We start from the raw sequence: 25745 nt of genomic DNA, 5'->3' as shown, positions 1-25745 counted from the left end.
TTTTCAAAAATTTATGTTGAAGTTATTTAGATATATAGTCTTATTTATTACGTTGTTTAACAGTCAGTTATTGTTTGCTCAGCAATCAATCCGCTTAAATAATAACTGGGAATTTTTAAAGCAAGGTTTAGGGGGAATATGGGAGGCCGTTCGCCCGGTTGGTGTTGGTAATCCGGAAGCTGTACCACTATGGCAGAAAGTGAGTCTGCCTCATTGTGTTAATGCCGAAGATGCGGTAGATCCTGACGTAAATTATTATCAGGGACCTGCCTGGTACCGTACACAGCTTAAAATTGAAAATCCTTACCAAAACGGCAGAACGATCTTGCATTTCGAAGGTGCCGGACAAAAAACAGAAGTTTATGTCTATACCACCAAGGTAGCAGCTCATGTAGGGGGCTATGACGAGTGGACAGTTGATATTACCGATGCTGTTGCCGCTTTCCAGAAAACGGATGTTTATCAAAAACAGTTTAAGGGTAAAGTTCCGGTTTCAGTACGAACGGATAATTCAAGAGATCTTGAAATGATCCCTTCTGATTTATCAGATTTTAACGTTTACGGAGGTATTTACCGTTACCTCAATCTCGTTTATGTGCCACCACTTTCGGTTGATAAGCTATTTGCCAAAGCTGAAGTTGATGCGCAGGGTAAATTGGGTAAATTGTCTGTTAAAGCCCGCTTGTACAATCCCATTGGGCTTAAAGAGGCTACCATTCAGTTGAAATTGATTGATGCCGTTGGAAAAATTGTAAGTAAAACAGAGAAAAAACTCAACGATTTATCTGCTGATATTGATTTATGGTCGCTCGAAATTAAAAAACCTCAGTTATGGTCTACCGAAAAACCTGTGCAGTATCGTTTGCAATATGAAGTAATTTCTTCAGCAGGCAATTATAAAGGAGAAGAAAAAATTGGTTTCAGGCACATTGATTTTGTAGAAAAAGGGCCCTTTAACCTGAACGGAAAACGTTTATTGTTGCGCGGAACACACCGTCATGAAGACCACGCAGGCGTAGCAGCGGCAATGACTGAAGGGATGATCCGCGAGGAAATGCAGATGATGAAAGATATGGGGGTTAACTTTATCCGCCTGGGGCATTATCAGCAATCGCGCATTGTTTTAAACCTTTGCGATAGTTTAGGGATTCTGGTTTGGGAAGAAATTCCATGGTGCCGCGGTGGCCTTGGTGGCGAGGTATACAAACAACAGGCCCGCAGAATGCTTACCAATATGGTTGAGCAGCATTATAACCATCCAGCCATTATCATTTGGGGTATGGGCAATGAAAACGATTGGCCGGGCGATTTCCCTGAATTTGATAAGGAAAAGATCAGGACTTTCATGAAAGAACTGAACGATCTCTCGCATAAACTGGATAAATCACGGTATACTGCCATTCGCCGCTGCGATTTTTGCAGCGATATTGTAGATGTGTATTCTCCTTCCATTTGGGCAGGTTGGTACCGTGGCGCTTATACCGATTACAAAAAAGTATCAGAAGATGAATTTGCGAAGGTAAAACGCTTTTTACATGTAGAATGGGGCGGAGATAGCCATGCGCTACGCCACTCAGAAAATCCGGATAAAGCCTTGAGTAGGATTAAAACCGGAGGCAGTGCCGATGAAAGGGCAGGTGATGCCTCATTATATGGCGGTGCAGCAAGGATTTCCAAAGATGGCGACTGGAGCGAATCATACATCACCAATTTAATCGATTGGCATTTAAAAGAGCAGGAAACCATGCCCTGGTTAAGTGGTACGGCTTACTGGCCATTCAAAGATTTTTCAACTCCTGTTCGTCCCGATAATCCGGTTCCTTACATGAACCAGAAAGGCGTGGTAGAAAGGGATTTTACCAAAAAAGAAGCTTATTATGTTTTCCAGTCGTATTGGACGGATAAACCAATGGTTCACATTTACGGCCATACCTGGCCAATCCGTTGGGGCGATGAAGGTGAAGAGAAAATGGTAAAAATTTATTCTAACTGTGCGGAAGCCGAAATTTTCTTAAATGGTAAAAGCTTTGGTAGTAAAAAACGCAATAGTCAGGATTACCCGGCAGCGGGTTTGCGCTGGAATCTTCCATTCGTGAAAGGCGAAAACACGGTTAAGGTTATTGCAAAAAAGGGAAAAGAGACGGTAACTGATGAAATAAAATTTACCTATCAAACCGAAAAGTGGACAAAGCCTGCTAAAATGGAATTGAAAAAGATCGGTCAGCAAGGCGATGTGGCAACCATAGAAGTAAAGCTTTTAGATGCCAATGGAGTTCAATGTCTGGACGCAATTAACCTGGTCACTTTTGGTTTAACTGGCGATGGTAAATTAATTGATAATCAGGGTACTTCTTCAGGTTCTCGTAAAGTACAAGCTTATAATGGGAGGGCAACAATTAAAGTAAATTTAAATAAAGGACAAAGTACAGTATCCGTTATTTCTGAAGGTTTAAAAACAGTTTTTACGACTTTATAATAGCTAACCAAATATATAACCAATGAAAAAAATCATCTCTTATGTCTTATTAGTGTTGTTCTGTTTTAGCGGAACGGCCTTTGCATCACCCGTACCCAAGGATAAGCTCAGGGTGTCGGATTTAAAAAAGGATGCTACAGCTTTGTTAAAAAAGCAGATTTTAGCCGAAGCTGCCTGGGCCATGCAACAAAAACCCATCACGGTTACCGCTTCATCTTCGCCAAGAAGTGCAGGTGGTAAGCACGATTTCTTTTCCGAAGCCGATTATTTCTGGCCCGATCCTCAAAACCCTGATGGCCCGTACATCAATAGGGATGGATTAACCAATCCTGATAACTTTTTAGCACACCGTAAGGCAATGGTCCGTTTTAGTAAAATTATAGGTGCGCTAGCCTCTGCCTACAAAATTACAGGTAATGAGAAATATGTTAAAGAAGCTGTTAAACATTTTCAAGCCTGGTTTATCAATTCAGAGACATTGATGAATCCTAATCTATTGTTTGCACAAGCGGTAAAAGGTAAATTTACAGGTCGTAATTATGGTATTATCGATACTATTCATTTAATGGAGGTGGCTCAAGGTGCATTAATAATGGAAAAAGCAAAAGCATTTGATAAAAATACCGCGAAAGGCGTAAAAAAATGGTTTGCCGATTATACTTTATGGCTAAACACCAGCAAACCAGGTATTCAGGAGAAAACAGTAAAGAATAACCACGCCACTTGTTGGGCCATGCAGGTGGCTTCATTCGCCCGGCTTTGCGGAGATGAAAACATGCTTGATTCGTTACGAACCAGTTTTAAAACCATCCTTTTGCCAAACCAAATGGGTATTGATGGTAGTTTTCCATTAGAAATGGCCAGAACGAAACCTTATGGTTATTCGATTTTTAATCTTGATGCCATGACCATGCTTTGCCAGATCTTATCGACACCAAAAGATAACCTCTGGAATTTTGAAACAGCTGATGGTAAATCCATAAAAAAAGGATTAATCTATTTATATCCGTTTGTTGCCGATAAAAGCAAGTGGACCTTAAAACCTGATGTGATGTATTGGGAGAACTGGCCGGTAGCACAGCCCTTTTTATTGTTTGGTGCAGTACAATACAATCAAAGCAATTGGTATCAAACCTGGGTAAAATTAGACCATCATCCTCAGGTAGAAGAAGTAATTAGAAATTTACCTATCCGTAACCCACTAATCTGGTTATAATATGAACTTAAAAATAACAATAACGGCGCTAAGTGTATTGTCTTTCAGTATAGTAAAGGCACAAAAAACAGATGTTAAAAAAGCATTTGCATCAGCAGCGAAACAAACAGAAGTATTGATCAGGAATGTAGATTCGGCCAGAAAAGTAAAGCCTAATCTGGTTTCACCACGAACTGTAGAAAACGGACAGTTTAAAATGGTGGGATCAAAAGACTGGACCAGCGGCTTCTTTCCTGCAGAATTATGGTATTTCTATCAGTACACCAAAGATAAAAAATGGCTCAATCTGGCCAAAAAATATACCGAAGACATTAAAAAAGAACAATTTAATCGCGGAACGCACGATTTAGGCTTCATGATCTATTGTCCGTTTGGTAATGGATACCGTTTAACCCGTGATCCTGCTTATAAATCGGTCATTATTCAAGCGGCCAAATCATTATCAACCAGGTTTAATGCTACTGCAGGCGTAATCAAATCATGGGATCATAATGGCGATAAGTGGAAATATCCGGTAATTATCGATAACATGATGAACCTGGAGCTGTTATTCGAAACGACCAAACTAACAGGCGATTCATCTTTCTATAAAATTGCGGTAACCCATGCCAATACCACAATGAAGAATCATTTCAGGCCTGATTTCAGTTCCTATCACGTAATCGATTACGATACTTTAACAGGCAATGTGCGCCAGAAATTAACCGCACAAGGTTACGCTAATGAATCGGCCTGGGCACGTGGACAAGCCTGGGCGTTATATGGTTATACCATGTGTTATCGTGAAACTAAAAACAAGGCATATCTAGCTCAGGCTGATGGTGTTGCTGGTTTTATCTTAAACAATAAAATTACGCCAGCCGACGGGATTCCGTATTGGGATTATAACGATCCGAAGATCCCCGAAGCATCCAGAGATGCCTCTGCTGCATCAATTACAGCTTCTGCACTTTACGAATTGGCAAAGTACAGCACCAATGGGAAAAAATATAAAGCCGCTGCCAATAAAATCTTAAATTCACTTAGCACAAAGTACACCAGTAAAATTGGCGCAAACTATGGCTTTATTTTAGAGCACAGCACAGGGCATCGTCCGGCGAAATCTGAAATTGATGTGCCGATTAATTATGCAGATTATTATTATTTAGAGGCTTTGCTAAGAAGTAAAAATTAATGAATCGTATATTAAAGCTATTTATAGGTGCAACTCTTGTTGCCGGCATACTATTGGGCATGCGGCCAGATCGTTTACCGAAAAGGAAAGTGGTTATTGGTTATGTTGGCGGTTATAAGGGTTTGATTGATGTGCGTAAAATTTCTGCAGAGAAACTCACTCATATTAATTATGCTTTTGTAGACGTAAAAAACAACCGTGCTTTTTTACATCGCGAAGCGACTGATACCGTTAATTTTCAGCAACTCAATCAACTTAAACTTAAAAACCCTGAACTGAAAATTCTGATTTCTATTGGTGGATGGGCCTGGAGTGAAAATTTTTCAGATGCTGCACTGAGCGATACCTCGCGTAAAGCTTTTGCCGAAAGCGCTGTTAAAATTATAGAAAAATTTAAGCTGGATGGGGTAGATATTGATTGGGAATATCCTGGCATTGCAGGTGAAGAAGGTAACGTTTTCAGACCGGAGGACAAACAGAACTTTACCTTGATACTGAAAGAACTCCGTTTGGAGCTGGATAGTTTGGAAAAGAAATCTCAAACTAAAAAGCTGTTAACTATAGCGGTTGGTGGTTTTACCAATTTTATCCGACATACTGAAATGGATAAAGTACAGCAATACCTGGATTTTGTAAACCTGATGACCTACGATTTCTATAATGGCGATTTTGCAGGGCATCATACCAATCTTTATAACTCAAAAAGCCACCCGGCAGAGAATTTTGCAGATAAAACCTTTCGCTGAGTTTGCAGCTGCAGGCGTTCCTGCTGATAAATTGGTAATGGGAATTGCTTTTTACAGTCGCGCTTTCACCCTTAAAGAAAGTGCTAAAAATGGCTTAGGCGATTCTGTTTTAAACAGCAGGTACGGAAAAGGGTATACTTTTTTGAAAGATAGCCTGATCAATCAGAAAGGCTTTAAGAAATATTACGATAAAGACGCTAAAGCTTCTTATCTCTATAATGAAGCAAGTCGTGAATATATGACTTACGATGATGAAAGATCGGTAAAGGCAAAATGCGAATATGTATTGAAAAACAACATGGCTGGAGTGATGTTTTGGGAATACGATTCTGATTTAAATGGCTATTTACTCCATCAGATCAATAAAAGTTTAAAATGATAACAATGAAACAAAATCTAAGCATCCTATTGGTTTTGGCAACGGCATTTCATGTGGCTGCCCAGAACAAAAAAGCAGTTAAGCCGGTGCAAACTTATACTGTTGCCAACAAAAAAGTAACAGTTTATACCACAGCAGAGAAATCTGAATACCGCATCAGTAAAACCGAAACCTTAAGTTTTGCTGAGCATAAGCAACCTTTTGAAACAGAGCCTTGTATTTTTGTAGATCCAACTGTAAAATATCAAACCCTGGTGGGCATTGGGGGCGCTTTAACTGATGCTTCGGCAGAAACATTTGCAAAGCTATCCAGGAAAAGTCAACAGGAACTTTTAACGGCTTATTACAGTCAGGATAAAGGTATTGGCTATACTTTGGCACGTACCAATATTGCCAGTTGCGATTTTTCGAGTGGTAGTTACACTTATGTGCAGGACAATGATAAAGCACTTAAAACTTTTAGCGTAGCGCACGACCAGGAATTTAAAATTCCTTTGATTAAACAAGCAATCTCTGCATCGGGCGGTAAGCTGCCTTTGTTTGTAAGCCCGTGGTCGCCACCCGCATGGATGAAAGATAACAACAGTTTAATTCAGGGCGGACATTTATTGCCTGCTTACCGCCAAAGCTGGGCCAATCATTATGTGAAATTCATCAAAACTTACGAGGCTATGGGTATTCCCGTTTGGGGTTTAAGTGTTCAGAACGAACCGATGGCTAAACAGAAATGGGAATCCTGTGTATTCACTGCCGAAGAAGAACGCGATTTTATTAAAAATTTCTTAGGTCCAACCTTACAGAAATCAGGTCTTGCATCAAAAAAACTCATAGCGTGGGACCATAACCGCGATCAGATTTTCCAGAGGGCCAGCACCATTTTAAATGATAAAGATGCCGCTAAATATGTTTGGGGCATTGGCTTTCACTGGTACGAAACATGGACGGGCAGCGGAATGCAGTTTGGTAATGTGAAACAAACACACGAAGCTTATCCGGATAAAGCTCTGATCTTTACCGAAGGATGTAAAGAAAAATACGATGTAAATAAACTGGATGACTGGACTTTGGGCGAGCGTTACGGTTACTCCATGATTAACGATTTTAATGCCGGAACTGCTGCCTGGACGGATTGGAATATTCTTTTAGATGAGAAGGGTGGACCGAACCATGTAGGTAATTTCTGTTTTGCTCCCGTACATGCCGATACAAAGAATGGTAAATTAATTTATACGAATGCTTATTATTATATGGGGCATTTTTCTAAATTTATCCGCCCGGGAGCTAAAAGAATAGGATCAGCTTCCAGTCGTGATAAACTGCAGTCAACAGCTTTTTTAAATACCGATGGCAAGTTGGTTGTAGTGGTAATGAATCAATCGGATGATAAATTAAAATACAGTTTATGGATTAAAGGTGAGGCCGCAACAACAACCAGTTTGCCACACTCCATCACAACATTAGTAGTAGAATAAACTTAAAAAGAACTAAACAAATGGTAAAAGAAGTAGAAAGCCTGTTTTCGCTAAAAAACAAGGTTGTAGTAGTTACAGGAGCTACAGGTGTTTTAGGCGAGGCTTTTGTTAACGGTTTGTGCACTGCAGGTGCTACAATCGTGGTAATAGGAAGAAACGAAGAAATAGCCAAACAAAGAGCAACAGAGGTAATTGAGGCCGGTGGTAAAGCAATTTACATTATTGCTGATGTACTGAATGAACAGCACCTGATTGATGCAAATGCAATCATTATTAAAACTTTTGGCCGGATTGATGCATTGGTAAATGCGGCAGGTGGCAATGTGGCCGAGGCGGTAGTTCAACCCGGTGGTGATATTTTCGACCTTAATGTTCCGGCTTTAAAACAGGCTTTCGATTTAAACCTGTTCGGAACGATTATGCCAACGCAGATTTTTGGTAAAGAAATAGCCAAAAATGGCGGTAGCATCGTGAATATATCATCTGTTTCAGCAACCCAGGCGCTCACCCGTGTATTGGGCTATTCGCTGGCTAAAGCAGCTATTGATAGTTATACCAAATGGATGGCTGTTGAACTAGCCAACCGTTATCAGGATAAAATCAGGATGAATGCCATTGTGCCCGGCTTTTTTATTACCAACCAGAACAGGGCATTACTAACCAATGAAGATGGTTCTTTAACTGCAAGAGGGCAGGCCATTATTTCTAAAACACCATTTAAAAGGTTTGGAGCCCCAGAGGAATTAATCGGCGCTTTAGTATATTTGCTAAGTGATGCCTCTAAATTTGTAAATGGAGAGAATGTTAAAGTGGATGGAGGATTTACAGCATTTTCTGGCGTTTAGTTATCAATGTAATCACATAATCAGTGTAATCAGGCATATATGAAAAAATTAGAACAAACCTGGCGTTGGTATGGTCCGAACGATCCGGTTAGCTTACAAGACGTTAAACAGGCAGGTGCCACAGGCATTGTAACCGCACTGCATCATATTCCGCATGGCGAAGTTTGGCCATTGCACGATATTCAGGAAAGAAAAGCCATTATCGAGGCTTCAGGTTTAACCTGGTCGGTAGTAGAAAGTGTTCCCGTGCACGAAGCGATTAAAACGCGCAGGGCAGATGCCGGGCAATATATCGAAAATTATAAAACCTCATTGCGTAACCTCTCGGCCTGTGGAATTAAGATTGTGTGCTACAATTTTATGCCGGTATTAGACTGGACGCGTACGCAACTGGATTTGGAAATGACCGATGGATCGAAAGCACTTTATTTTAACTGGATCGATCTGGCCATTTTTGATCTTTATATTTTGAAGAGAGAAGACGCAGCAGCAGATTATTCGCAATCTATTTTAGATCGGGCAGCAGCTAAATATGCAACTTTAACAGAACAGGATTTAGTTGACCTTCGCATCAATGTATTAATGGGGATCCCGAACGAAAAAGAAATCGAGCTGGAGACTTTGCGCAATAGTATTAACGAATATAAAGCCATTGGAACACAAGGCTTAAAAGAAAACTTGAAATTTTTCTTATCATCTATTGCTGAAGTTTGTACAGAAGAAGGTATTAAAATGACCATCCATCCTGACGATCCACCTTATGCTATTTTAGGCTTGCCAAGGATTGCGAGTACACTCGATGATTTTAATTATATCATTAAAGAAGTAGATCAGGCTTTTAACGGTGTTTGTTTCTGTACAGGCTCGCTAGGAGCTGGAATGGGGAATAATGCCTTAGAGATCTTTAATGCCGTTAAAGAGCGCGTTTATTTTGCGCATTTGCGTAACGTCAAAAAAGATGAAGATGGCAGTTTTTACGAAGCAGACCATTTAGGTGGTGATGTGAACATGTACGAAATCATGAAAGCATTATCAGAAGAAAATGCACTGCGCGATAAATCAATTCCTTTCCGCCCGGATCATGGTCACCAAATGTTGGATGATTTAGCCAAGGTAACTAATCCGGGTTATTCTGCAATTGGCAGATTAAGAGGTTTAGCGGAGCTTAGAGGATTAGAAATAGGTGTAACAGGGAATTACTAAACAAATTTCCAGGAGAAACACATTTGCGTTCCGTCACCACTCGTTTTGTCATCCTGAGCGTAGTCGAATGATCTTTTTAGCGTTTAATTTACCACAAATGCGCACCGATAAACACTGATTTATTTGTGCGCATTTTTTGTGATGGCTGTGTTTGTGTTTGTATCCTTCTGGCGCCAATCTCCAACCGCTAGACCATTAATCCTGAACTCCCGCAGTTAAATAAGCGGCCGTCACCACTCGTTTTGTCATCCTGAGCGTAGTCGAAGGATCTTTTTAGCGTTTAATTTACCACAAATGCGGACAGATAAACACTGATTTATTTGTACGCATTTTTTGTGATGGCTGTGTTTGTGTCCACCTTTCTCCAACCGCTAAACCATTAATCCTGAACTCCCGCAATTAAATAAGCGGCCGTCACCACTCGTTTTGTCATCCTGAGCGTAGTCGAAGGATCTTTTTAGCGTTTAATTTACCACAAATGCGCACAGATGAACATTGATTTACTTGTGCGCATTTTTTGTGATGGTTGTGTTTGTATCCACCTTTCGCCAACCGCTAAACCATTAATCCTGAACTCCCGCAATTAAATAAGCGGCCGTCACCACTCGTTTTGTCATCCTGAGCGTAGTCGAAGGATCTTTTTAGCGTTTAATTTACCACAAATGCGCACAGATGAACATTGATTTACTTGTGCGCATTTTTTGTGATGGCTGTGTTTGTATCCATCTTTCGCCAACCGCTAAACCATTAATCCTGAACTTCCGCAAGTAAATAAGCGGCGTCACCACTCGTTTTGTCATCCTGAGCGTAGTCGAAGGATCTTTTTAGCATTAATTTACCACAGCATGCGCATAGATAAACACTGATTTATTTGTGCGCATTTTTTTGTTATCCACCTTTCAACAACCGCCAACCGCTTATCGCCAACCGTTATTCTTCACAAATACACACCAATTGCCAAAATTTTAACTCACCTTTGCTTGTGGCTTGAAATTTGAGTCTCTTAAAATTATGGAAAACAGCAATAATCCCATGAAGAAGATCTTAACGCCTTCTGTGGTACACGATGATTTACCTGAGGTTAAAAAGCCTGAACATTTGAGGAAAGTGGCCCCTGATCAGGACAGTACCCTGCCCGAAAACCCTGAAAGAAATTACCACCACGAAGAATTAAAGAGTGTAACTTCCAGTCATGTTAAAATTCGGCATGCCGATGACGACATCTGGAACGGAGAAGACGCTTAATTTAGCATTCGATTAGGCTTTTAGTCTGTTAGTTCTGTGCTTTTGATACGGAGTGGGGGAAAAAATACCGTTTTTTGTCGCCTAAATTAAATTTATTTAGCGCAAATTAAATTTTAATCGCTTCGTTCTTAAATACTTATTTGAAATAGAAAAAGTAGGTTCTAAATAGTTTAAAATATATTTTTACATATTAAATAGAACTTCTATATTTGCAGCTCATTAAAAAATGAGCCTCGGTAGCTCAGCTGGATAGAGCGTCGGTTTTCTAAACCGAGGGTCAGGGGTTCGAGTCCCTTCCGGGGTACATTTAAAGGCTTCTAGTTAATAACTGGAAGCTTTTTTTGTTTCCCATCTATACTGTTCTGTTTCGCATTGGGCGCGCTTGTTTAAAATTATTAATTGATTGATTAGATATCTTGTCGATAATTGATGTTGTAATCTGGTTTGTAGCTTACCTTAACCCCGCCTACTTTGTAAATCTCTGTTTCTTGTACCATTTTGTATCTATTTAAATATGGCACATGTACCAAGCTTTCAACTCAACTAAATCAAGACAGCAACGGAGTAAATGGCCTGTGTGATGACTACGTGAGCGTTTATGCCGGAATTTATCGAGATGTGTTGAGGGGAGAAGCTTAAATTGGTGCGGTAGTTAGATAGAAAGGAATTAATATTTAATTCCTTTCTTCGTTAACATTCAATCTAAGCGCAATTGTAACGTACTCCGAGATAGAATAAATCATATTAACTGACAAACAGTACTTTACCCATTTTTATACTGGATTACAATAAAGTTGTTTATTTTTGTTTATCTAAAAAAACTTTATGCCAAATGAACGCTATCACCAGAGATGGTACTTTCAAGCATTAATATTTCCTTTGTTTGTAACTGTTTTGGGCTCTACGATCTATGATGCTGTAAAAGAGAAACCTTTACTCTTTACACTATCATCTTGTTTGAACTGGATATGGAAAGGTTTGGTATTTATCTTGACAGTAAAAATCGCTCTATATTGGTTTTTAGCTCTGATACTTTTGCTGATTGTTATAATTGCAATTGTTAGCAAATCTAAGCAAGTGTTAGACCCAAAACAGCAATATACTACAGATATTTTTATCAGTTGGCAATGGGAATGGTCTTATAACGGTAGATTCATTAGTAACCTCACTCCACTTTGTCCCTCATGCCACACTATAATGAACTACAGGAACCAAGACTATGATAAGTTTGCTGAGTGTCCCCGATGCAATAAAGCATATGTTCTGCAGAAAAGATATCACACCGATATTGTTCAGTTTGAAGATGACAAGCGAATTGAGATGTTGATTATAGATAATATACGTAAGGGTAACTACAAACATTTCTAACTTTCCGTTGTTAGCTACGATCCCTTTAATCTAATCGATGCAATTATCAAACATTTAATTTGAAGTCTGATAGCTCAAATACTGTTGATTTATCGTAATTGGACTTCCCTAAGTTTAAGTTTAGCACGTTAAGTATAAAGTCCGCTAGTTGATCTTTGGGTTTATTGTCTCCTGGCTGATTTAGCTTTCTATTTACAGATGCGACGAAAAGGTCAACAGCTTGAATAAAAAGATTTTTGCCAGATGCTGCAGCATGGAAATCACCGATGAATAGTCCATCTCGCCCCAACCCTCTAAACCTCTCTTTTATATTTGCCAACTTAACAGCATCACTACCTAAGTCTTCATCATCTATCGTAACATCAAGCTTTCTAGGAAGAGGAGCTCGTCCAGACGTATGCTCATGCTCAACGCCATCGCTTAGTAAATGAAAAGTTAAATCAGTAATAGCGGTTGCTACGTCAGTAAAACCTTTATTCTTAACAACTATCAACTTAAATCCAACCTCAGGGTAAAGTGATAAAAATTTAAGAAAGAAAGATTTATACTGCTCCAAGCTAGACGGACGCATATCCGTGAAATGAAACTCATAGGTGATGCCTGAATGTTTCTTCCAGTCCTTAAGCTCCAAGTCTTTTCTTATATAATCGGGTCCATATCGGAGTAGCCACAGTGAGCCAACCATTAGATACTTATCATTCTTACCACTCTCATCAATGAATACAGAATACAAACCTAAATTATGTGGCTTGTCTTCAATTGCACCTTCTTTCATCTTGTCTTCAAGTGTTCCACGGCGCTTTTTTACTGACGCATCAGCTTGAAACAACTTATACTCATTCTGTATTTTTGCCCTGACTCTACACAACGAGCTTATCTTTGATAGTTTCAGCATTGATTTTTCTGTTAAACCTCCATCCCCGATGATCTCAGATTCAAAGGTTGTCCAGTAACGCCAAGCAAGTTTGATATCAGAGTTTCTAGCATCAGCACTGCTACTTAATATATAAGCAACACGATCCCGTATATCGTAAATTTCGGTGCCTAGGACACGTTTTAATAGTTCTTGTGCCTCTAACGCAGATTTCATTTGTTTGTCGGTTAAAACCTCAGCAGATTCCTCTTGTTGCGTTTCATTTAATTGTTGTTCGTCGAGCATTGCTAATTTAGTTGATTGATTATAACTAAGATAGCATTTTTACAATAGCAACTTACTTAATTTTACTAAATGTCATCATCTGTATTCAAAGGTCGCAACAGATCTGAATCGTTGTTTGGTTTCTTTAAGGTATTACACGTTTGCAGACCTTAACTCGTTTCATCAGCTCTTCAGTTTAAGGCATCAATAATAGTTAGCTTGGAAACACAACGACAGAATTTCAATTAGCTGTTGCACAATTTGTTTATAACTTGGGCTTAAATATGGAGGATAAGAAATAGATTGTGCGTATGAACGTAAGGGCTTTACCAAGAGTAGAAATCATCGTATTAGTCCAGCTATGGTGCTATCTTCTATTGTAGCCATTGGGTTGAAAGTGGCAATTAGCGCCTCTATAATTTCCCTGTCTCCTGGTGATAACTTCGGGCTAAGGCGAATTCTCATGGTTTCGAAAGCTTCTCTTCTTATCTTTAGGAGATATCCATCAAAAGGTGGTGGTGTTTGCATCGATATTAGTCGACCATAACTGCTTGAGACTTCCGTTGGTTTTATATTTCTTTCAATCGGCAATATGATTAGTTGGTATCTATATTCTTGCTCAACTCTCCAAATTGAGCGCTTATATTGAGATAACGCCCTTAGATATAAACCTTGTGACTGTTTAATTGGAGGAGTTAGTAAGGTTTCATCATCAGTATATTTGATCTCCAAAGGGATATTTTCTGCGCTTGAAATGAAATAACCAAGATCGTAATTAATGAACTCTTCAGAATTGACAAGTGAGTTGGTAATATCATGCCTTATAGAATGGGTTGGAAAAAGTGGTAACTCAAGTTCAATTCTTACTCCTCTCATCAACGGAGTATACATATTCCATAAGGCTAGGTTTTCTATTTCATTTGATGTCCAGCTAGAGATAAAAAAATACTGTGCCATTGAATAGAAGTCACTTGATGTCCCCTCTGTAGGATCATTCACTCTATCGAGTCGTCCAAATCTAATTGACATGGATTTTAATATTAAGGCGAGACTATTAATACTGGTGTAGTGATAAAGTTTTTGACCTGAGTTCATTTTAATGTAGTTTAATATTTCTGCACCTAGCAATCACTTTCTTGTCATATCCACGACAGGCATCATTAAACCGTTAGTTGGTTCTGTCTTTACATTATTCACTAGAGTGTATTGCATACTATTCTTTCAATCTAAGTGCTTACTTTCCGAATTTCGCTTTAGCTGTTCAAGCATATCATTATTAACTGGAGATCGTACTGTCACAGCTTCAGCAACTGGCACGGTGGCTACCTGTCATTTCGCTTTCCCGAGAGAGAGCAACTTTGTTTTAATATTCTCAATATTAGTCCAGCCGGCATCCTCATTCATCTTTAAGTACTTAGCCACTTCTCTCGCAATTATGTGCTTAGACGCTGTGCCCAATAAATCTTTCTGTAATAACTCTACATCGGTATAGTCATCGAATACTTTTTTCATTGTAGTCTCAAAGTCAACTCCAAAGACACAATAACTATCACTTATAGCCCAATCCTTGGTGCCTATAATAGTTGCCAACTCTTCATCTGCTATCCCTATTGCTTTCAAAGAGTCAGCTCTCTGGATGCCTTGTTTGTCGTGTTTATCATCATTATCAAAACAAACAAATGTTGGTATATCATAAAGCGTGAAGAGTCTCCACCATTTGGCTAAGTTGCCTTTTCCTTGAACTCCTATTATTTCAATTCCCTCTCGTGTGACATCTAATCCTCTTCGTTCTAAATATATAGGTAAAGCCAGTTCTTCAGTTAAACCCTCGACTAACACAACTTTCTTTGCGAAGAAGCCATTAAGTATATGAGTCGTTGAATGATTGGCGTAGAATGGTACAACAGTTTCTATTTTAGTTTTATCAGCGTTAGCACCCGTTGCAATGCAATGCCTGTGAAGTGATTCGGCTGAGTGATTTATGACTGTGGTCGACTGTCCGTCTTTTCTTAACAAGAACAGGCCATCAATATTTAAAAGATCAATGAAGTTTGCGCTATGAGTTGTTATTACTATTTGTAAACCATCGGCAGCCATTTTTGTAATCATTTTAGAAAGCCATTTCTGAGCCAGTGGATGAAGATGTGATTCAGGTTCATCAAGTATTAAAACGATATCTCCATTTATAAATGATTTGCAATAAGCATGGGCGAATGCTAATGCTAATAATTGTTGCTGGCCAGTTCCCAGCTCTTCAAAACTCCTTGCATCTGTTCCCTCTACGGGGTTAACACGCAGTGATTTGAAATAGTTACTTGGGTCATATGCTGAAAAATCCATCTGTAAGATATACGACATATTTGCGAGAATTTCGCCTGAGATCGTTGACATACTGCTTTTGAACTGTTTGAACTCAGGAACTTCATCAAATGTGTTTTGTATCTCGACATAAAGTTTTTTCAGTGCGGCAACACGCTGTTCATCGCTTATTAAGCTTTTATGCAATACTTTCATTACTTTAGATAGCAATGTGTACTTTGATGTATAACTCAGCTGGTATGAAAGGTTATGTTCAGAATTAACTATGATAGAGGTTAACTCTCCACGTACTTCATTGGAGACGTATCCGTTTGGTGTTCCATCTTCCAAAAGGGCTACGTACTCTATTTCTGAACCTTTGACAGCCTTAAATTTAAATGTATTTATCCTTTGAGCAGGACGACCCAATACTCCAACAAAATCTGACACCGCTCCGCTGATAACAATTGGTATCTTTGGATTTCGATCATGATGGTCAAAGTGCTCAATATCTTTATACTTTGGATGATATTCTCCAAATAGAATATCTAGGGCTCGAATCACATTGCTCTTGCCACAATTGTTTTCCCCGATCAATACAACTGGTTTCTTACTAGGAAACCCAATTGTCACCTCATCTCGTATAGATCTAAAACCTTCTATTGAAATAGAATTTAATTTTGCCATATATGCTAGATTGCAGGTTGGCATGTGAGAGCTAACCTTGATTTAATCAAATATAGTATTATATCATATCTGTTGCTACAAATAATTACAAGCTAACATAACTATGCAAACCGCCTGCGAACTGAGAAAATGTGTGAGGATCAGTAGTTGCAAAGCAACGGGATTCGATCTATGTTTTAACACAAGCGTAGCGCAGCATTTTCGAAAAACGCAGGTTCGCCAAATAGTGGAGCCTGACTAGATTTATCCAGGATGAAGCGAAGCAAAATCCTAGATAAAGATAGAGAGAAGGCTTACGAAGCCATCCACATTGCCAAAATTAAAACTATGACAGAACGAATGTGATGGCGTGTGTTTAAGGGGCATTAGACATGGTGAAATACCGATCTACCTACCTTTACTCACTGTCCGTTGATATGTGTTACAAGCTAAAATTGCACGCCCTAAGCTTATAAGAATGCAGTACAGAAGTCAAACCACAGAATAAATGACTAGACCGAGCCTTTCCTCGCTTAAGCTGTGTATTCAGTGGAAGTAGCCCCTCCGTTTCGGGCCAAACTGGCCACCAATTTGATTACCGGATGATGCGTATTAATCCCTTTTAGTCAAACTGGTCACGAACTGGCTAGCGAAAGTTGAAAATTACCTTTTCATAGTTATAAGAGGCTGTATCATAAATATAGGATTGTCATCCTGAGCCTGTCGAAGGACCTGTTTAAATGCCGCGCAAAGCGTTTTGGTAAACTCAATGTGACAAGTTCGAATGGAATCACAACTTACGATACAGCCTCTTTTCTCTTTAATAGTTGAACCTTACCGCTTAATTTATTTTAATGCGTAACCAATAAAGCCGCCATCAACAAGTAATTGTGCGCCTGTAATAAAACTCGCATCTTCAGAAGCTAGAAATAGTACAGCTTTTGCAATTTCCGACGGCTTACCCATTCTTTGCATAGCCGTTGTTAAGGCCAACTGCTTTTTTAAGGTATCGTCTGTGACGGCCTTGTCAAAACCTTCTGTTTGAGTGGGGCCAGGGCTAATCATGTTTACCCTGATATTTCTCCCTGCAAGCTCGTTGGCTGCAATCTGGGCAATTTTATTGAGTGCGCCTTTTGTTGCTGAATAAACGCTACCATACATTTGGGCAGCGGTTGCCACTGTTGATGAATTAAAAACTATAGACGCACCATCCTTTAAATAAGGCAACAGCTTTTGTAGCGTAAAGTATGGTCCTTTTACATTTGTGTTAAATTGTGCGTCAAAGTCTGCTTCTGTAGCTTCTGCAATGGGTGCAAAAGTTGCTATCCCCGCATTTAAAAAAAGTACATCCAATTTTTGACCGCTGTCTGCAATTGCTTTTGTCAAAGCTTCAATACCATTAAGATTTGAGGTGTCTGAAATGACCGTTTTAATTCGCTCATTTCCTAATGATGTGGCAGCCTTTTCAAGATTTTCTATATTTCTGCCCGTAATCCATACATTGGCTCCGGCCTCAATAAAAGCGTTGGCAGTTGCGAAACCGATTCCTGTTGTTCCGCCTGTAATAACGATATTTTTTCCTGTGAAATTCATTTGTTATCTTTTTATTTATGGATACAAATGTATTATAGTCTTATATATTATTGTAACTTTGTAACTAAAAGTAACAGTAGCATTTGGGTAACCAGGTAACTAATTATGGAAAATCATTGTTGTGCAACAGATGCTGAAAGTAATAAAAAACAAATCATGGCGGTTCATGATGCAATGGACGTATTAAATGGTAAATGGAAGATATCTATAATATCCTCTGTCTGCTATTTTAACAAGCGCAGGTTTTCAGACATTCTAAATGATGTAAAGGGCATCTCGAATAAGATGCTTAGCAAAGAACTCAAAGACCTTGAAATAAATAAACTAATTAAACGTACTGTTTTAGACACCCAGCCGGTCACAGTTCTCTATCAGCTTACTGATTATGGAATGACTTTAAAAACCATTATAGATAACCTGGCAGAGTGGGGAAGGCAGCATAGAAAAGAAATTACTGGTAAATAAATATCTTGATCCGAAGGCAGTCGACAAAAACTTGGATGACGGCTAAATAGTTTATTAAAAGATGCATAATAAATTTTCTGACAGTAAACAGATTGTGGTGGTTTCTAATTTTTCTCAGCTTTTAGCTACAGATTTTAAGGGAGATATAAATGCAGTCTGCTTGCAGAGGGATTTGATAGGGGATTTTAAGGAAATTATGTCCAAACTTGAATTGAAAGAGGACTTAACAGAAGTTTCTATGAATGACCTCCGTGCGCTCAAGTTATCGGATGGCGGTAGTCTGGCAAGAGAAGTAATCTTAAGTGATTTTCAGTTATTGGCAGATTCAGGGGCATCGCCTTCGCTGAATTTAATCAAAAGTTACGAGCGGGATGAGGAGCTCGGGTTCATTTCAACAGATGTATATTCTTTTCATGTAGATCGCTCGCCCATTGGTACCGATACTTTTTTATGTACCTATTATGGTGCTGCCAGTGAAATTTTAGCTAATGATCAGGCTGAACAAAAAATCCTGGTTCCGGAGATCCGGAAAAAGCTTAAAGAACTGCATGATGGTCCGGAAGCTGAATTTGAAAACTTTTTGATAGAGCATTATTTTGACCTGCATTACCAGGCCAAGCCAGGTGCGCGGCCCGTGAATCTGGGATTGGGCCATCTGTGGAGACTGGCAGTAGATCATCCTGATCAACAATGTGTACCTTGCATCCATCGGGCACCTGTTGAAAGAGACGGTGAGTATAGACTGCTTCTGATATGCTAAAAAGGCCAGTTACAATTCTCGCGGAAAATGTAATGTTATAACTTGTCTGTTTTCTCAAACGGTTTCTACTAGCTAACACTTCATAAATTTTCCATGTGCTTTTTCGTATACCTAATTCAAATATATTTGTGATATGTTCAATAGCGACATCTTTTTACCTATCATCATCATTTCTGGTATTGCTTATAGTATCCTGGCAAAAAAACTAACCGTTCTGGCTGCTTTTACAGGTGGAATACTGGCCTGCATTATTTTCATCGCCGCTGGTTACACAGGCGTTGCAATGATGAGCACATTTTTTATCCTGGCTTCTGCGTCCACTTCCTGGCAGCGGCGTAAAAAGCAAGATTTTGCCGGTAAAGAGGAAACCCAAAAAGGTCGAAATGCCTTGCAAGTTCTGGCCAATGCAGGGGTTCCGGCTATCGCTGGTATAATAATGGTATGTTATCCACAACTGGCTCATTTAATGCTGACGGCAATGGCAGCCGCTTTTGCCTCGGCTACTGCCGATACCCTGTCGTCTGAGCTGGGAATGGTTTACGGAAGGCGGTTTGTCAATATGATAACCTTCAAACCCGACCGTTGTGGAATGGATGGAGTGATCAGTCTGGAAGGCACCTTGATCGGTATCGCCGGAAGTTGCCTGATTGCGATTGTTTATGCGCTAGGATTTGGCTGGAACATCAACTTTTTCTTTATCGTTTTTGCAGGTACGCTGGGGAATCTTGCTGATTCTGTATTGGGGGCTTTGTTTGAGCGGAAGGGGATGATCGGGAATAACATGGTTAACTTTTTAAATACATTGACAGCAGTGCTGGTGATATTGCTCTTGGATGCACTTTTTTAAACGAAGTGGATAACTGAGAAATAAGATAAGTCATTGGTATTGCCACCTAGGGTTTTTAGCCCATTTCATTAAAACTCACGTACTGAACGAACCTGGGTAAATCAGCATAATTGGGGCTTGCAGCATGTGGAAGCGATTGCAACCAAACAATTAAATCGCCTTTTTTGCCTTCAATAGGAATTTCTAAACCTTTATTGCGTAAAGCGGCAATGGCTGTTTCAGGATCATCAAAATTAGCGAGGTATTCATCAATCTGGTGATGGAAGCCTGGAATCACAGTAAAGGCACCGAGGTGAGCAGGAACATCGTTTAAATACAATAAGCCCTGAATGTAATACCTGGGACCAATTTGAAAGTCTATATCCCAATGTAACGGACTGCCTTTAAAAGAAAAATGCTGATTCACAGGTGGATTATAACTCAATTTCTCCGCATTGGCGAAAATGTTATCATGGTTATACAAGCTGCTGAAAACTTGCTTAATCTGTACATTGTTGCGAATGTTGGCAATAGCATCATCCTGATATTTTTGCAGCATTAATCCCTGTAATAGCTCGTGTTGCGGGTACCAGGTTTGAGAATCAGTTAAATCAATATTTAAGGTTTTGCAGATGAGCCCGCATACCGCATCGCAATCCAACTCATTAACTAACTTCTCTATTTTAAGGTAACCATGAGCATTCCAAAAAGTGTGTTGCCCGGTAGTTAGAATGTCCGGGAAATCGATTTTATGAGGATTATTATTGATGTGCTGTTCATTAAACTGGATCGATGCAGTATTAAAAAAGTCTTGTCCTTTTAGGTCGATAATCCAATGTTTAAAATGATCAGTGTCAACGCATTTGGTATATAAGAAATCGTATATTTCAAATAAACCGAGTTGAAATATATTTAAAAATAGCTGCTCTGCTTTATTAAACGATTCATCTTTTTGTTTTTCTGGATGTTTAGGATGGTGATGCAGCCTGTAAATTTCAAGAAAAGAAGAAATAGAAATTAAAGAGTCGCGCATAGCAGATTGAAGTAAATTAAATCAGGTAATACTAAGATTAAAATTACAATTTCGGAAATGGCTTCATCATTAATCAAATGGAAGATCATGAGTACTGGCTAATAAAAAGCAGGTTAAATATTTGCGCAATAAAAAACACTTAACTAATATTACAGAAAACATTTCAGCTTTGCTAAAATACATTCAGTTTAACCAGGAGTATAACATTCCGCTGCTCAAAACCGAGCTCGCCATTGCCTTACAACAAGAGTGGGTTGATCATTTTAACAGGAAAGATTACGAAGGGAACTGGCAAAGTATTGCATTGCGCTCTGCGAGCGGGAAAGAAAATGATATTTTAGCCAACTACGGGGTAAATCAGTATCAGGATACGCCGCTGTTCAATCAACTTCCTTATATTAAATCAATCATCGAGGAGTGGAAGTGCCCGAAAGAAACCATTCGTTTACTCGCATTACACCCTGGCGCAGAAATTAAACCTCACAGAGACCGTGGTTGTAATTACGAAGCAGGCGTTTTAAGGATCCATATCCCCATTCAAACCAACAACCAGTTAAAGTTTATAGTAGGCGGAGAGCAGTTGAAATTGGCAGAAGGTTCCTGTTGGTACATTGATTTTAATCAAAGCCACAGCATTATTAATGAAGGCGAAAACGTTCGGGTGCATTTGGTAATAGATGCCTTAAGAAATGAATGGACGGATCGTTTGTTTGAAGCCAATGGTTATAAATTAGCAGAAGAAAATCAAACTCAGCGCTTAGATGCGGCTACTGCCTTAAAAATGATTGCAGAACTGGAGCAAATGGATACACAAGTGGCCAGGGATCTGATCGTACAATTGAAAAAAGATCTGGAATGAGTGCACTAATTAACTGGATTCCTTACCAACTAATCTATAGCGGAAGTGATTGGCAACTTTTGTGGCTTGATTTGCAGGAAAAGCATATTGAAGAACCATTTTTTGATGAAACTATTCAGCTTTGCCGGTTTCGGATGAAAGAACGATCGGCTTATTTGCCAACCAGCAACTTAGCGTTTTTAGCAGAAGCAGCGAAGCAGATTGATTCGATAGCACCAGATGCATTTATTTTTCATGTTTCGCGATGTGGCTCTACTTTATTATCTCAGGCTTTGGCTACAGCCGAAACCAATATCGTTTTCGCGGAAGCCCCCCTTGTAGATGAGATCTTAAGAATGAAAGAACAAGATCCCTCAATAAAAGAAGAACAGCAGGAACTTTGGTTTAAATCGGCAATAGCCCTTATGGGACAAAAGCGGAAAGCACAGTACGACAAATTATTTATAAAATTAGACAGCTGGCATATTCATTTTTACCCCATTTTAAGAAAATGGTATCCAGATACACCATTCTTCTTTCTTTCTAGAGAGCCTAATGCCGTTATTGCCTCGCACCACCAAAGAAGGGGCATACACGCTGTTCCGGACATGGTTAGCGCCAGCATTTTAAAGATCGAAGTACAAGAAAGGCACTACCAGGACTTTAATTTATTTACGGCAGAAGTACTTACGAATTATTATAAAGCCCTCCAGGATCTCATTTCAATCCGTCACCCCAAGAATACTTTTTATGATTATGGCTGGGGAGTAAACTTGTTGTTGTCGCACTTTTTAAAGGAAATGCAACTGGATGATTCTGCCCATGAAAAAATGATTACCAGATTAAATTACCATAGTAAAAGCCCTGGAGAAAAGTTTAATGGAGATCGTAAGCTAAAGTTTGCCAGTTATGCAGATGCCAATATTGCTTATGAAAATTTTTCTAAGCAATTAATAAAGCCTTAAGGGTAAAATATTGACGAATCTGATCTGAATAAAGTTTGTAAGCAAACTTGTCTACTTTATTTATAAGAATGTGCTACTAATATTTTGTAGTATTTTTTATACTCATTAATGTGGGGAAAACGATTGATTTTCTGATTTCTAGAATTATTGACAGATATCAATAATTAAATAACGATCTTTTTAATCTACTAAAATAAGGTATTGGTATACTATTTTTGGTATTTTGTCTACTTAAAGGGGAAGTCGGGTATGAATCTAAGCTTGTAGTATTTGTACTATAAGTAAATTTGTTCCATCTTTATACTAACAAACATCCCAAATTTAAACTTTTTATGAGTACTAATAGACGCTCTTTTCTAAAGAGGAACGTCTTGTTAAGCAGTAGTCTCTTATTGGCTGGTCCAATTGATGCACTAGCTAAAGCAAGTCGTACTATCTATACCAAATCTATAAACCAAAAACAGGTCGATATCATGTATAGCAATGATATTTGTGGAGCTGTTAATTCAACGGCTCAGGGATTTGGCGGCTTAAAGTGTTTACAAACTACAGTTAATAACGAACTTATTTCTACTTTATTATTAGATGCAGGAGGATTTTTAAATTTTAATCGAAATAACCATACCGAAACAATTCAATGGATGAACAAGGTAGGTTACCATGCGGTGAATCTTAGTGCTGCGGATTTAAAACAAGGGGTTGATGTTTTTGCCAATTTACTTCCGTATATGGCTTTCGATCTGTTAAGCTGCAACTATCGTTTTGAGCATCCAAAATTGCAAAAAGCGGTAAAAAGCTATCAGGTAATTACCTATGGTAAATACAGGGTAGGGGTTACAGGTGTTGGAGAATCAGCTAAAATAGCCGGTTTAAAAGTGTCTGACCCGACGGCTGCTTTAAATAAGATGGCCAGGTTTTTAAAAGAAGAAGAAGCCTGCGATTTGATAGTTTGCTTAGCTCATTTGGGTTTTGATGTAAAGGCAGAACAGGGTAACAAACAACTTGCCGCTGATACCAGTTGGGTAGATCTCATTATTGGAGGAAATACTTCATTAGGTAAAAATCAACTCTATGTACTTCGAAATAAAGAAAAGAATGAAGTGCTGTTGGGTACAAGTCATAAAGGATTAGGTTCAGTAGCTCAAATATCCTTTGATTTTGCAAGGGAAGGAACAAGTAGTTGTTTCGCATTTAAAAGACATATCCCAGGTATCTCAAACAGAGAAGAAATGCACGTGGTTTTTTCTGATCTGAAAAAAATAGAGAAATCTGTATAAAATTATTAAATCTTAATTAATTAAATCTTCACCAAAAAACAAATACTATGGATTCGCCATTTTTAGGATTGATTGCACTATTCGGTTTTAATTTTGCCCCAAGAGGATGGGCATTTTGTGCCGGGCAGATTATGGCTATTGCTCAAAACCAAGCGATTTTTTCGTTACTCGGTACTACCTATGGTGGGAACGGACAGACCACTTTTGCATTACCTGATTTAAGAGGAAGAGTACCTATTGGTAACGGACAAGGACCTGGTCTTACTCCCCGTACGCTAGGTGAAATGGCAGGAACAGAAACTGTAACGCTAATCAGCACTCAAATTCCGCAGCATTTTCATGCAGTTGCAGAACCAGCAGTTACTTCTTTAGGAACAATAGATGTACCTTCAACAAGCGTTATTCTTTCTGCTTCTCCTAAAACCGGATCAGGTCCGAACGCTGTTGCCCTTAAAACTTATTCAGATGTAGCGGCTAATACTACACTTAAACCATTTAATACTGGGCCAGCAGGGGGAAATCAGCCACATGAAAATATACAACCTTATCTGGTCTTAAATTATTCAATAGCACTTCAAGGTATTTTTCCATCCAGAAACTAAATGAACAAACCACTTAAAATTGGTTTTTTGATGCCCTATTCAGGAGTCTATCCGTTTTATGCACAGCATATTACGGCTGGATTTCTGTGTGCGGCAACTAAAATGTCTTATGGTCCTGCTGATTTTGCTTTTATGCCAACCTATGTTGGACAGGGGGGAAACAAAGCCATTTTAGAAGCAGCACAAAAACTTATCTTTTTTGATGGGGTAGACGTGCTGATGGGGATGATCAGTCCTAAAATATATCCAGAGTTGAAACCGATATTAGAAAATCATAATAAGCTTGGCTTATTCTTTGATTTTGGAGAATCTGTACCGCCAGCTGAAGGATATGGAAGCAATATCTCAAGCCTTTCTATGGGGCTCTGGCAGAGTGAATATGTACTGGGGCAATGGGCAACTAAAGAATTTGGACTAAGAGGATTGATGATCTCACCACTTTACGAAAGTGGTTTTAATTTAGGACCATCTTTTTTAAGCGGAGTGGGTTCTGCCGGCGCAAATCAACTCAGAAGCACCGTACTTCCCGAAAATCAAGCCAATAAAAATAACCTCGATTTGAGCCATTTCTTTAATGAAATGGATATCAATACGCCAGATTATGTACATGCCATTTTTGTTGGACATATCGGGAACGAGTTCCTTAAACAATGGAAATCCAGTAAGTTTAATAATGTAATTCCTTTAGTTACTGTTGAGAATATGGCTTATCCTGATATGCTGGAAGATATAGGTCACCTCGGATTAAACTTTTACAGTACTTCTTCCTGGAGTAAAGAACATACAACAGGTACTAACCCTGCTTTTGTACGAGACTTCGAAAACTTTGGCAAACAACAAGCTAACTTATTTGGGATGCTGGGCTACGAAGCAGGATTAATCCTTAGCCGGATGAAAGCACAGCTTAGCATCGGCAATGCTTCAACAGCTGTAATCGAGTTTAATAAAAGCGGAATAATAGGGCCAAGGGGGCAACTTCATTTTGGCAACCAGGAGCAACAAATTTTTCCATTGATTGACATTGTGAAAATTAACACCAGCAATAAAAAGAATAACGCAACTATAATTGCTCAGGGCACTGCTTTGGGATACGATATATCGACTGTTTACAGTGAAACTGAAAGCGGTTGGGAAAATCCATATTTATCAGTCTAATTAAC

Annotated in this window: 22 protein-coding genes and 1 tRNA gene; 18 read left to right on the top strand and 5 right to left on the bottom strand. The window is 39.0% G+C overall.

Features of this window, described 5'->3' with window-relative positions:
- The first annotated feature begins 13 nt into the window (after nucleotides 1–13).
- The 10 genes from QF042_RS15400 (at nucleotide 14) to QF042_RS15355 (ending at nucleotide 11060) form a co-directional block, all read left to right on the top strand.
- Nucleotides 14–2476, top strand: a complete 2463-nt coding sequence (locus tag QF042_RS15400; RefSeq protein ID WP_307529902.1) for a glycoside hydrolase family 2 TIM barrel-domain containing protein — start codon at nucleotides 14–16, stop codon at nucleotides 2474–2476.
- Between the two features lie 22 nt (nucleotides 2477–2498).
- Nucleotides 2499–3692 (top strand): alginate lyase family protein, encoded by a 1194-nt coding sequence (locus QF042_RS15395; protein WP_307529900.1) that lies wholly within the window; start codon nucleotides 2499–2501, stop codon nucleotides 3690–3692.
- 1 nt (nucleotide 3693) lies between these two features.
- Nucleotides 3694–4866, top strand: coding sequence for a glycoside hydrolase family 88 protein (locus QF042_RS15390; protein ID WP_307529898.1), 1173 nt, complete (start codon nucleotides 3694–3696; stop codon nucleotides 4864–4866).
- Complete coding sequence (locus QF042_RS15385; protein ID WP_307529896.1) at nucleotides 4866–5612, top strand: glycoside hydrolase family 18 protein; 747 nt, start codon at nucleotides 4866–4868, stop codon at nucleotides 5610–5612. The genes QF042_RS15390 and QF042_RS15385 overlap by 1 nt, the downstream gene beginning before the upstream one ends.
- Complete coding sequence (locus tag QF042_RS15380; protein ID WP_307529894.1) at nucleotides 5590–5991, top strand: glycosyl hydrolase family 18 protein; 402 nt, start codon at nucleotides 5590–5592, stop codon at nucleotides 5989–5991. Before QF042_RS15385 ends, QF042_RS15380 begins: the two co-directional genes overlap by 23 nt.
- 5 nt (nucleotides 5992–5996) lie before the next feature.
- Nucleotides 5997–7463 (top strand): glycoside hydrolase family 30 protein, encoded by a 1467-nt coding sequence (locus QF042_RS15375; protein ID WP_307529892.1) that lies wholly within the window; start codon nucleotides 5997–5999, stop codon nucleotides 7461–7463.
- Nucleotides 7464–7483: 20 nt separating this feature from the next.
- On the top strand, nucleotides 7484–8308 hold the full coding sequence (locus tag QF042_RS15370) for an SDR family oxidoreductase (protein ID WP_307529890.1): 825 nt from the start codon (nucleotides 7484–7486) through the stop codon (nucleotides 8306–8308).
- 39 nt (nucleotides 8309–8347) lie between these two features.
- Entirely contained in the window at nucleotides 8348–9511 is a 1164-nt protein-coding gene (gene uxuA, locus QF042_RS15365; RefSeq protein ID WP_307529888.1) for a mannonate dehydratase, read from the top strand.
- Nucleotides 9512–10543: 1032 nt separating this feature from the next.
- On the top strand, nucleotides 10544–10756 hold the full coding sequence (locus QF042_RS15360) for a hypothetical protein (protein ID WP_307529886.1): 213 nt from the start codon (nucleotides 10544–10546) through the stop codon (nucleotides 10754–10756).
- A gap of 230 nt (nucleotides 10757–10986) precedes the next feature.
- Nucleotides 10987–11060: transfer RNA gene (locus tag QF042_RS15355), tRNA-Arg, on the top strand.
- A 1110-nt stretch (nucleotides 11061–12170) separates the two neighbouring features.
- Here the strand turns inward: QF042_RS15355 and QF042_RS15350 are convergent.
- The 4 genes from QF042_RS15350 to QF042_RS15335 all read right to left on the bottom strand — a co-directional run bounded on the left by QF042_RS15350 (nucleotide 12171) and on the right by QF042_RS15335 (nucleotide 17819).
- Complete coding sequence (locus QF042_RS15350) at nucleotides 12171–13283, bottom strand: hypothetical protein (RefSeq protein WP_307529884.1); 1113 nt, start codon at nucleotides 13281–13283, stop codon at nucleotides 12171–12173.
- A 321-nt stretch (nucleotides 13284–13604) separates the two neighbouring features.
- Complete coding sequence (locus tag QF042_RS15345) at nucleotides 13605–14357, bottom strand: hypothetical protein (RefSeq protein ID WP_307529883.1); 753 nt, start codon at nucleotides 14355–14357, stop codon at nucleotides 13605–13607.
- A 234-nt stretch (nucleotides 14358–14591) separates the two neighbouring features.
- Complete coding sequence (locus QF042_RS15340) at nucleotides 14592–16247, bottom strand: ATP-dependent endonuclease (RefSeq protein ID WP_307529882.1); 1656 nt, start codon at nucleotides 16245–16247, stop codon at nucleotides 14592–14594.
- Between the two features lie 825 nt (nucleotides 16248–17072).
- Complete coding sequence (locus QF042_RS15335) at nucleotides 17073–17819, bottom strand: SDR family oxidoreductase (RefSeq protein ID WP_307529880.1); 747 nt, start codon at nucleotides 17817–17819, stop codon at nucleotides 17073–17075.
- 105 nt (nucleotides 17820–17924) lie between these two features.
- Here QF042_RS15335 and QF042_RS15330 point away from each other — a divergent pair, with 105 nt between their 5' ends.
- The 3 genes from QF042_RS15330 to QF042_RS15320 all read left to right on the top strand — a co-directional run bounded on the left by QF042_RS15330 (nucleotide 17925) and on the right by QF042_RS15320 (nucleotide 19891).
- Nucleotides 17925–18284, top strand: a complete 360-nt coding sequence (locus tag QF042_RS15330; RefSeq protein ID WP_307529877.1) for a helix-turn-helix domain-containing protein — start codon at nucleotides 17925–17927, stop codon at nucleotides 18282–18284.
- Nucleotides 18285–18345: 61 nt separating this feature from the next.
- On the top strand, nucleotides 18346–19044 hold the full coding sequence (locus QF042_RS15325; RefSeq protein WP_307529875.1) for a DUF1826 domain-containing protein: 699 nt from the start codon (nucleotides 18346–18348) through the stop codon (nucleotides 19042–19044).
- 133 nt (nucleotides 19045–19177) lie between these two features.
- Complete coding sequence (locus QF042_RS15320) at nucleotides 19178–19891, top strand: DUF92 domain-containing protein (RefSeq protein WP_307529873.1); 714 nt, start codon at nucleotides 19178–19180, stop codon at nucleotides 19889–19891.
- 55 nt (nucleotides 19892–19946) lie between these two features.
- Here QF042_RS15320 and QF042_RS15315 read toward each other — a convergent pair whose 3' ends face one another.
- Nucleotides 19947–20903 carry a phytanoyl-CoA dioxygenase family protein gene (locus tag QF042_RS15315; RefSeq protein ID WP_307529871.1) on the bottom strand — a complete coding sequence of 319 codons (957 nt, stop codon included), beginning with the start codon at nucleotides 20901–20903 and terminating at the stop codon, nucleotides 19947–19949.
- Nucleotides 20904–21024: 121 nt separating this feature from the next.
- On the opposite strand from QF042_RS15315, the gene QF042_RS15310 reads away from it, so the two are divergent.
- From QF042_RS15310 to QF042_RS15290, 5 genes are all read left to right on the top strand, one after another.
- Nucleotides 21025–21762, top strand: a complete 738-nt coding sequence (locus QF042_RS15310) for an aspartyl/asparaginyl beta-hydroxylase domain-containing protein (protein WP_307529869.1) — start codon at nucleotides 21025–21027, stop codon at nucleotides 21760–21762.
- Nucleotides 21759–22706, top strand: coding sequence for a hypothetical protein (locus QF042_RS15305; protein ID WP_307529867.1), 948 nt, complete (start codon nucleotides 21759–21761; stop codon nucleotides 22704–22706). Before QF042_RS15310 ends, QF042_RS15305 begins: the two co-directional genes overlap by 4 nt.
- A 332-nt stretch (nucleotides 22707–23038) precedes the next feature.
- Nucleotides 23039–23983: a hypothetical protein gene (locus QF042_RS15300; protein ID WP_307529865.1), complete on the top strand. Its 945-nt coding sequence runs from the start codon at nucleotides 23039–23041 to the stop codon at nucleotides 23981–23983.
- 47 nt (nucleotides 23984–24030) lie between these two features.
- On the top strand, nucleotides 24031–24585 hold the full coding sequence (locus QF042_RS15295; protein ID WP_307529863.1) for a phage tail protein: 555 nt from the start codon (nucleotides 24031–24033) through the stop codon (nucleotides 24583–24585).
- Entirely contained in the window at nucleotides 24586–25740 is a 1155-nt protein-coding gene (locus QF042_RS15290) for an ABC transporter substrate-binding protein (protein ID WP_307529861.1), read from the top strand. It abuts the gene before it with no gap.
- Nucleotides 25741–25745 lie beyond the last annotated feature (5 nt).

Origin of the sequence: Pedobacter sp. W3I1 (genome assembly GCF_030816015.1) — a bacterium.
Taxonomy (GTDB): Bacteria; Bacteroidota; Bacteroidia; order Sphingobacteriales; family Sphingobacteriaceae; genus Pedobacter.
Note: the sequence above shows the minus strand (reverse complement) of the source record. Positions and strands in the feature narration are given on the sequence as shown.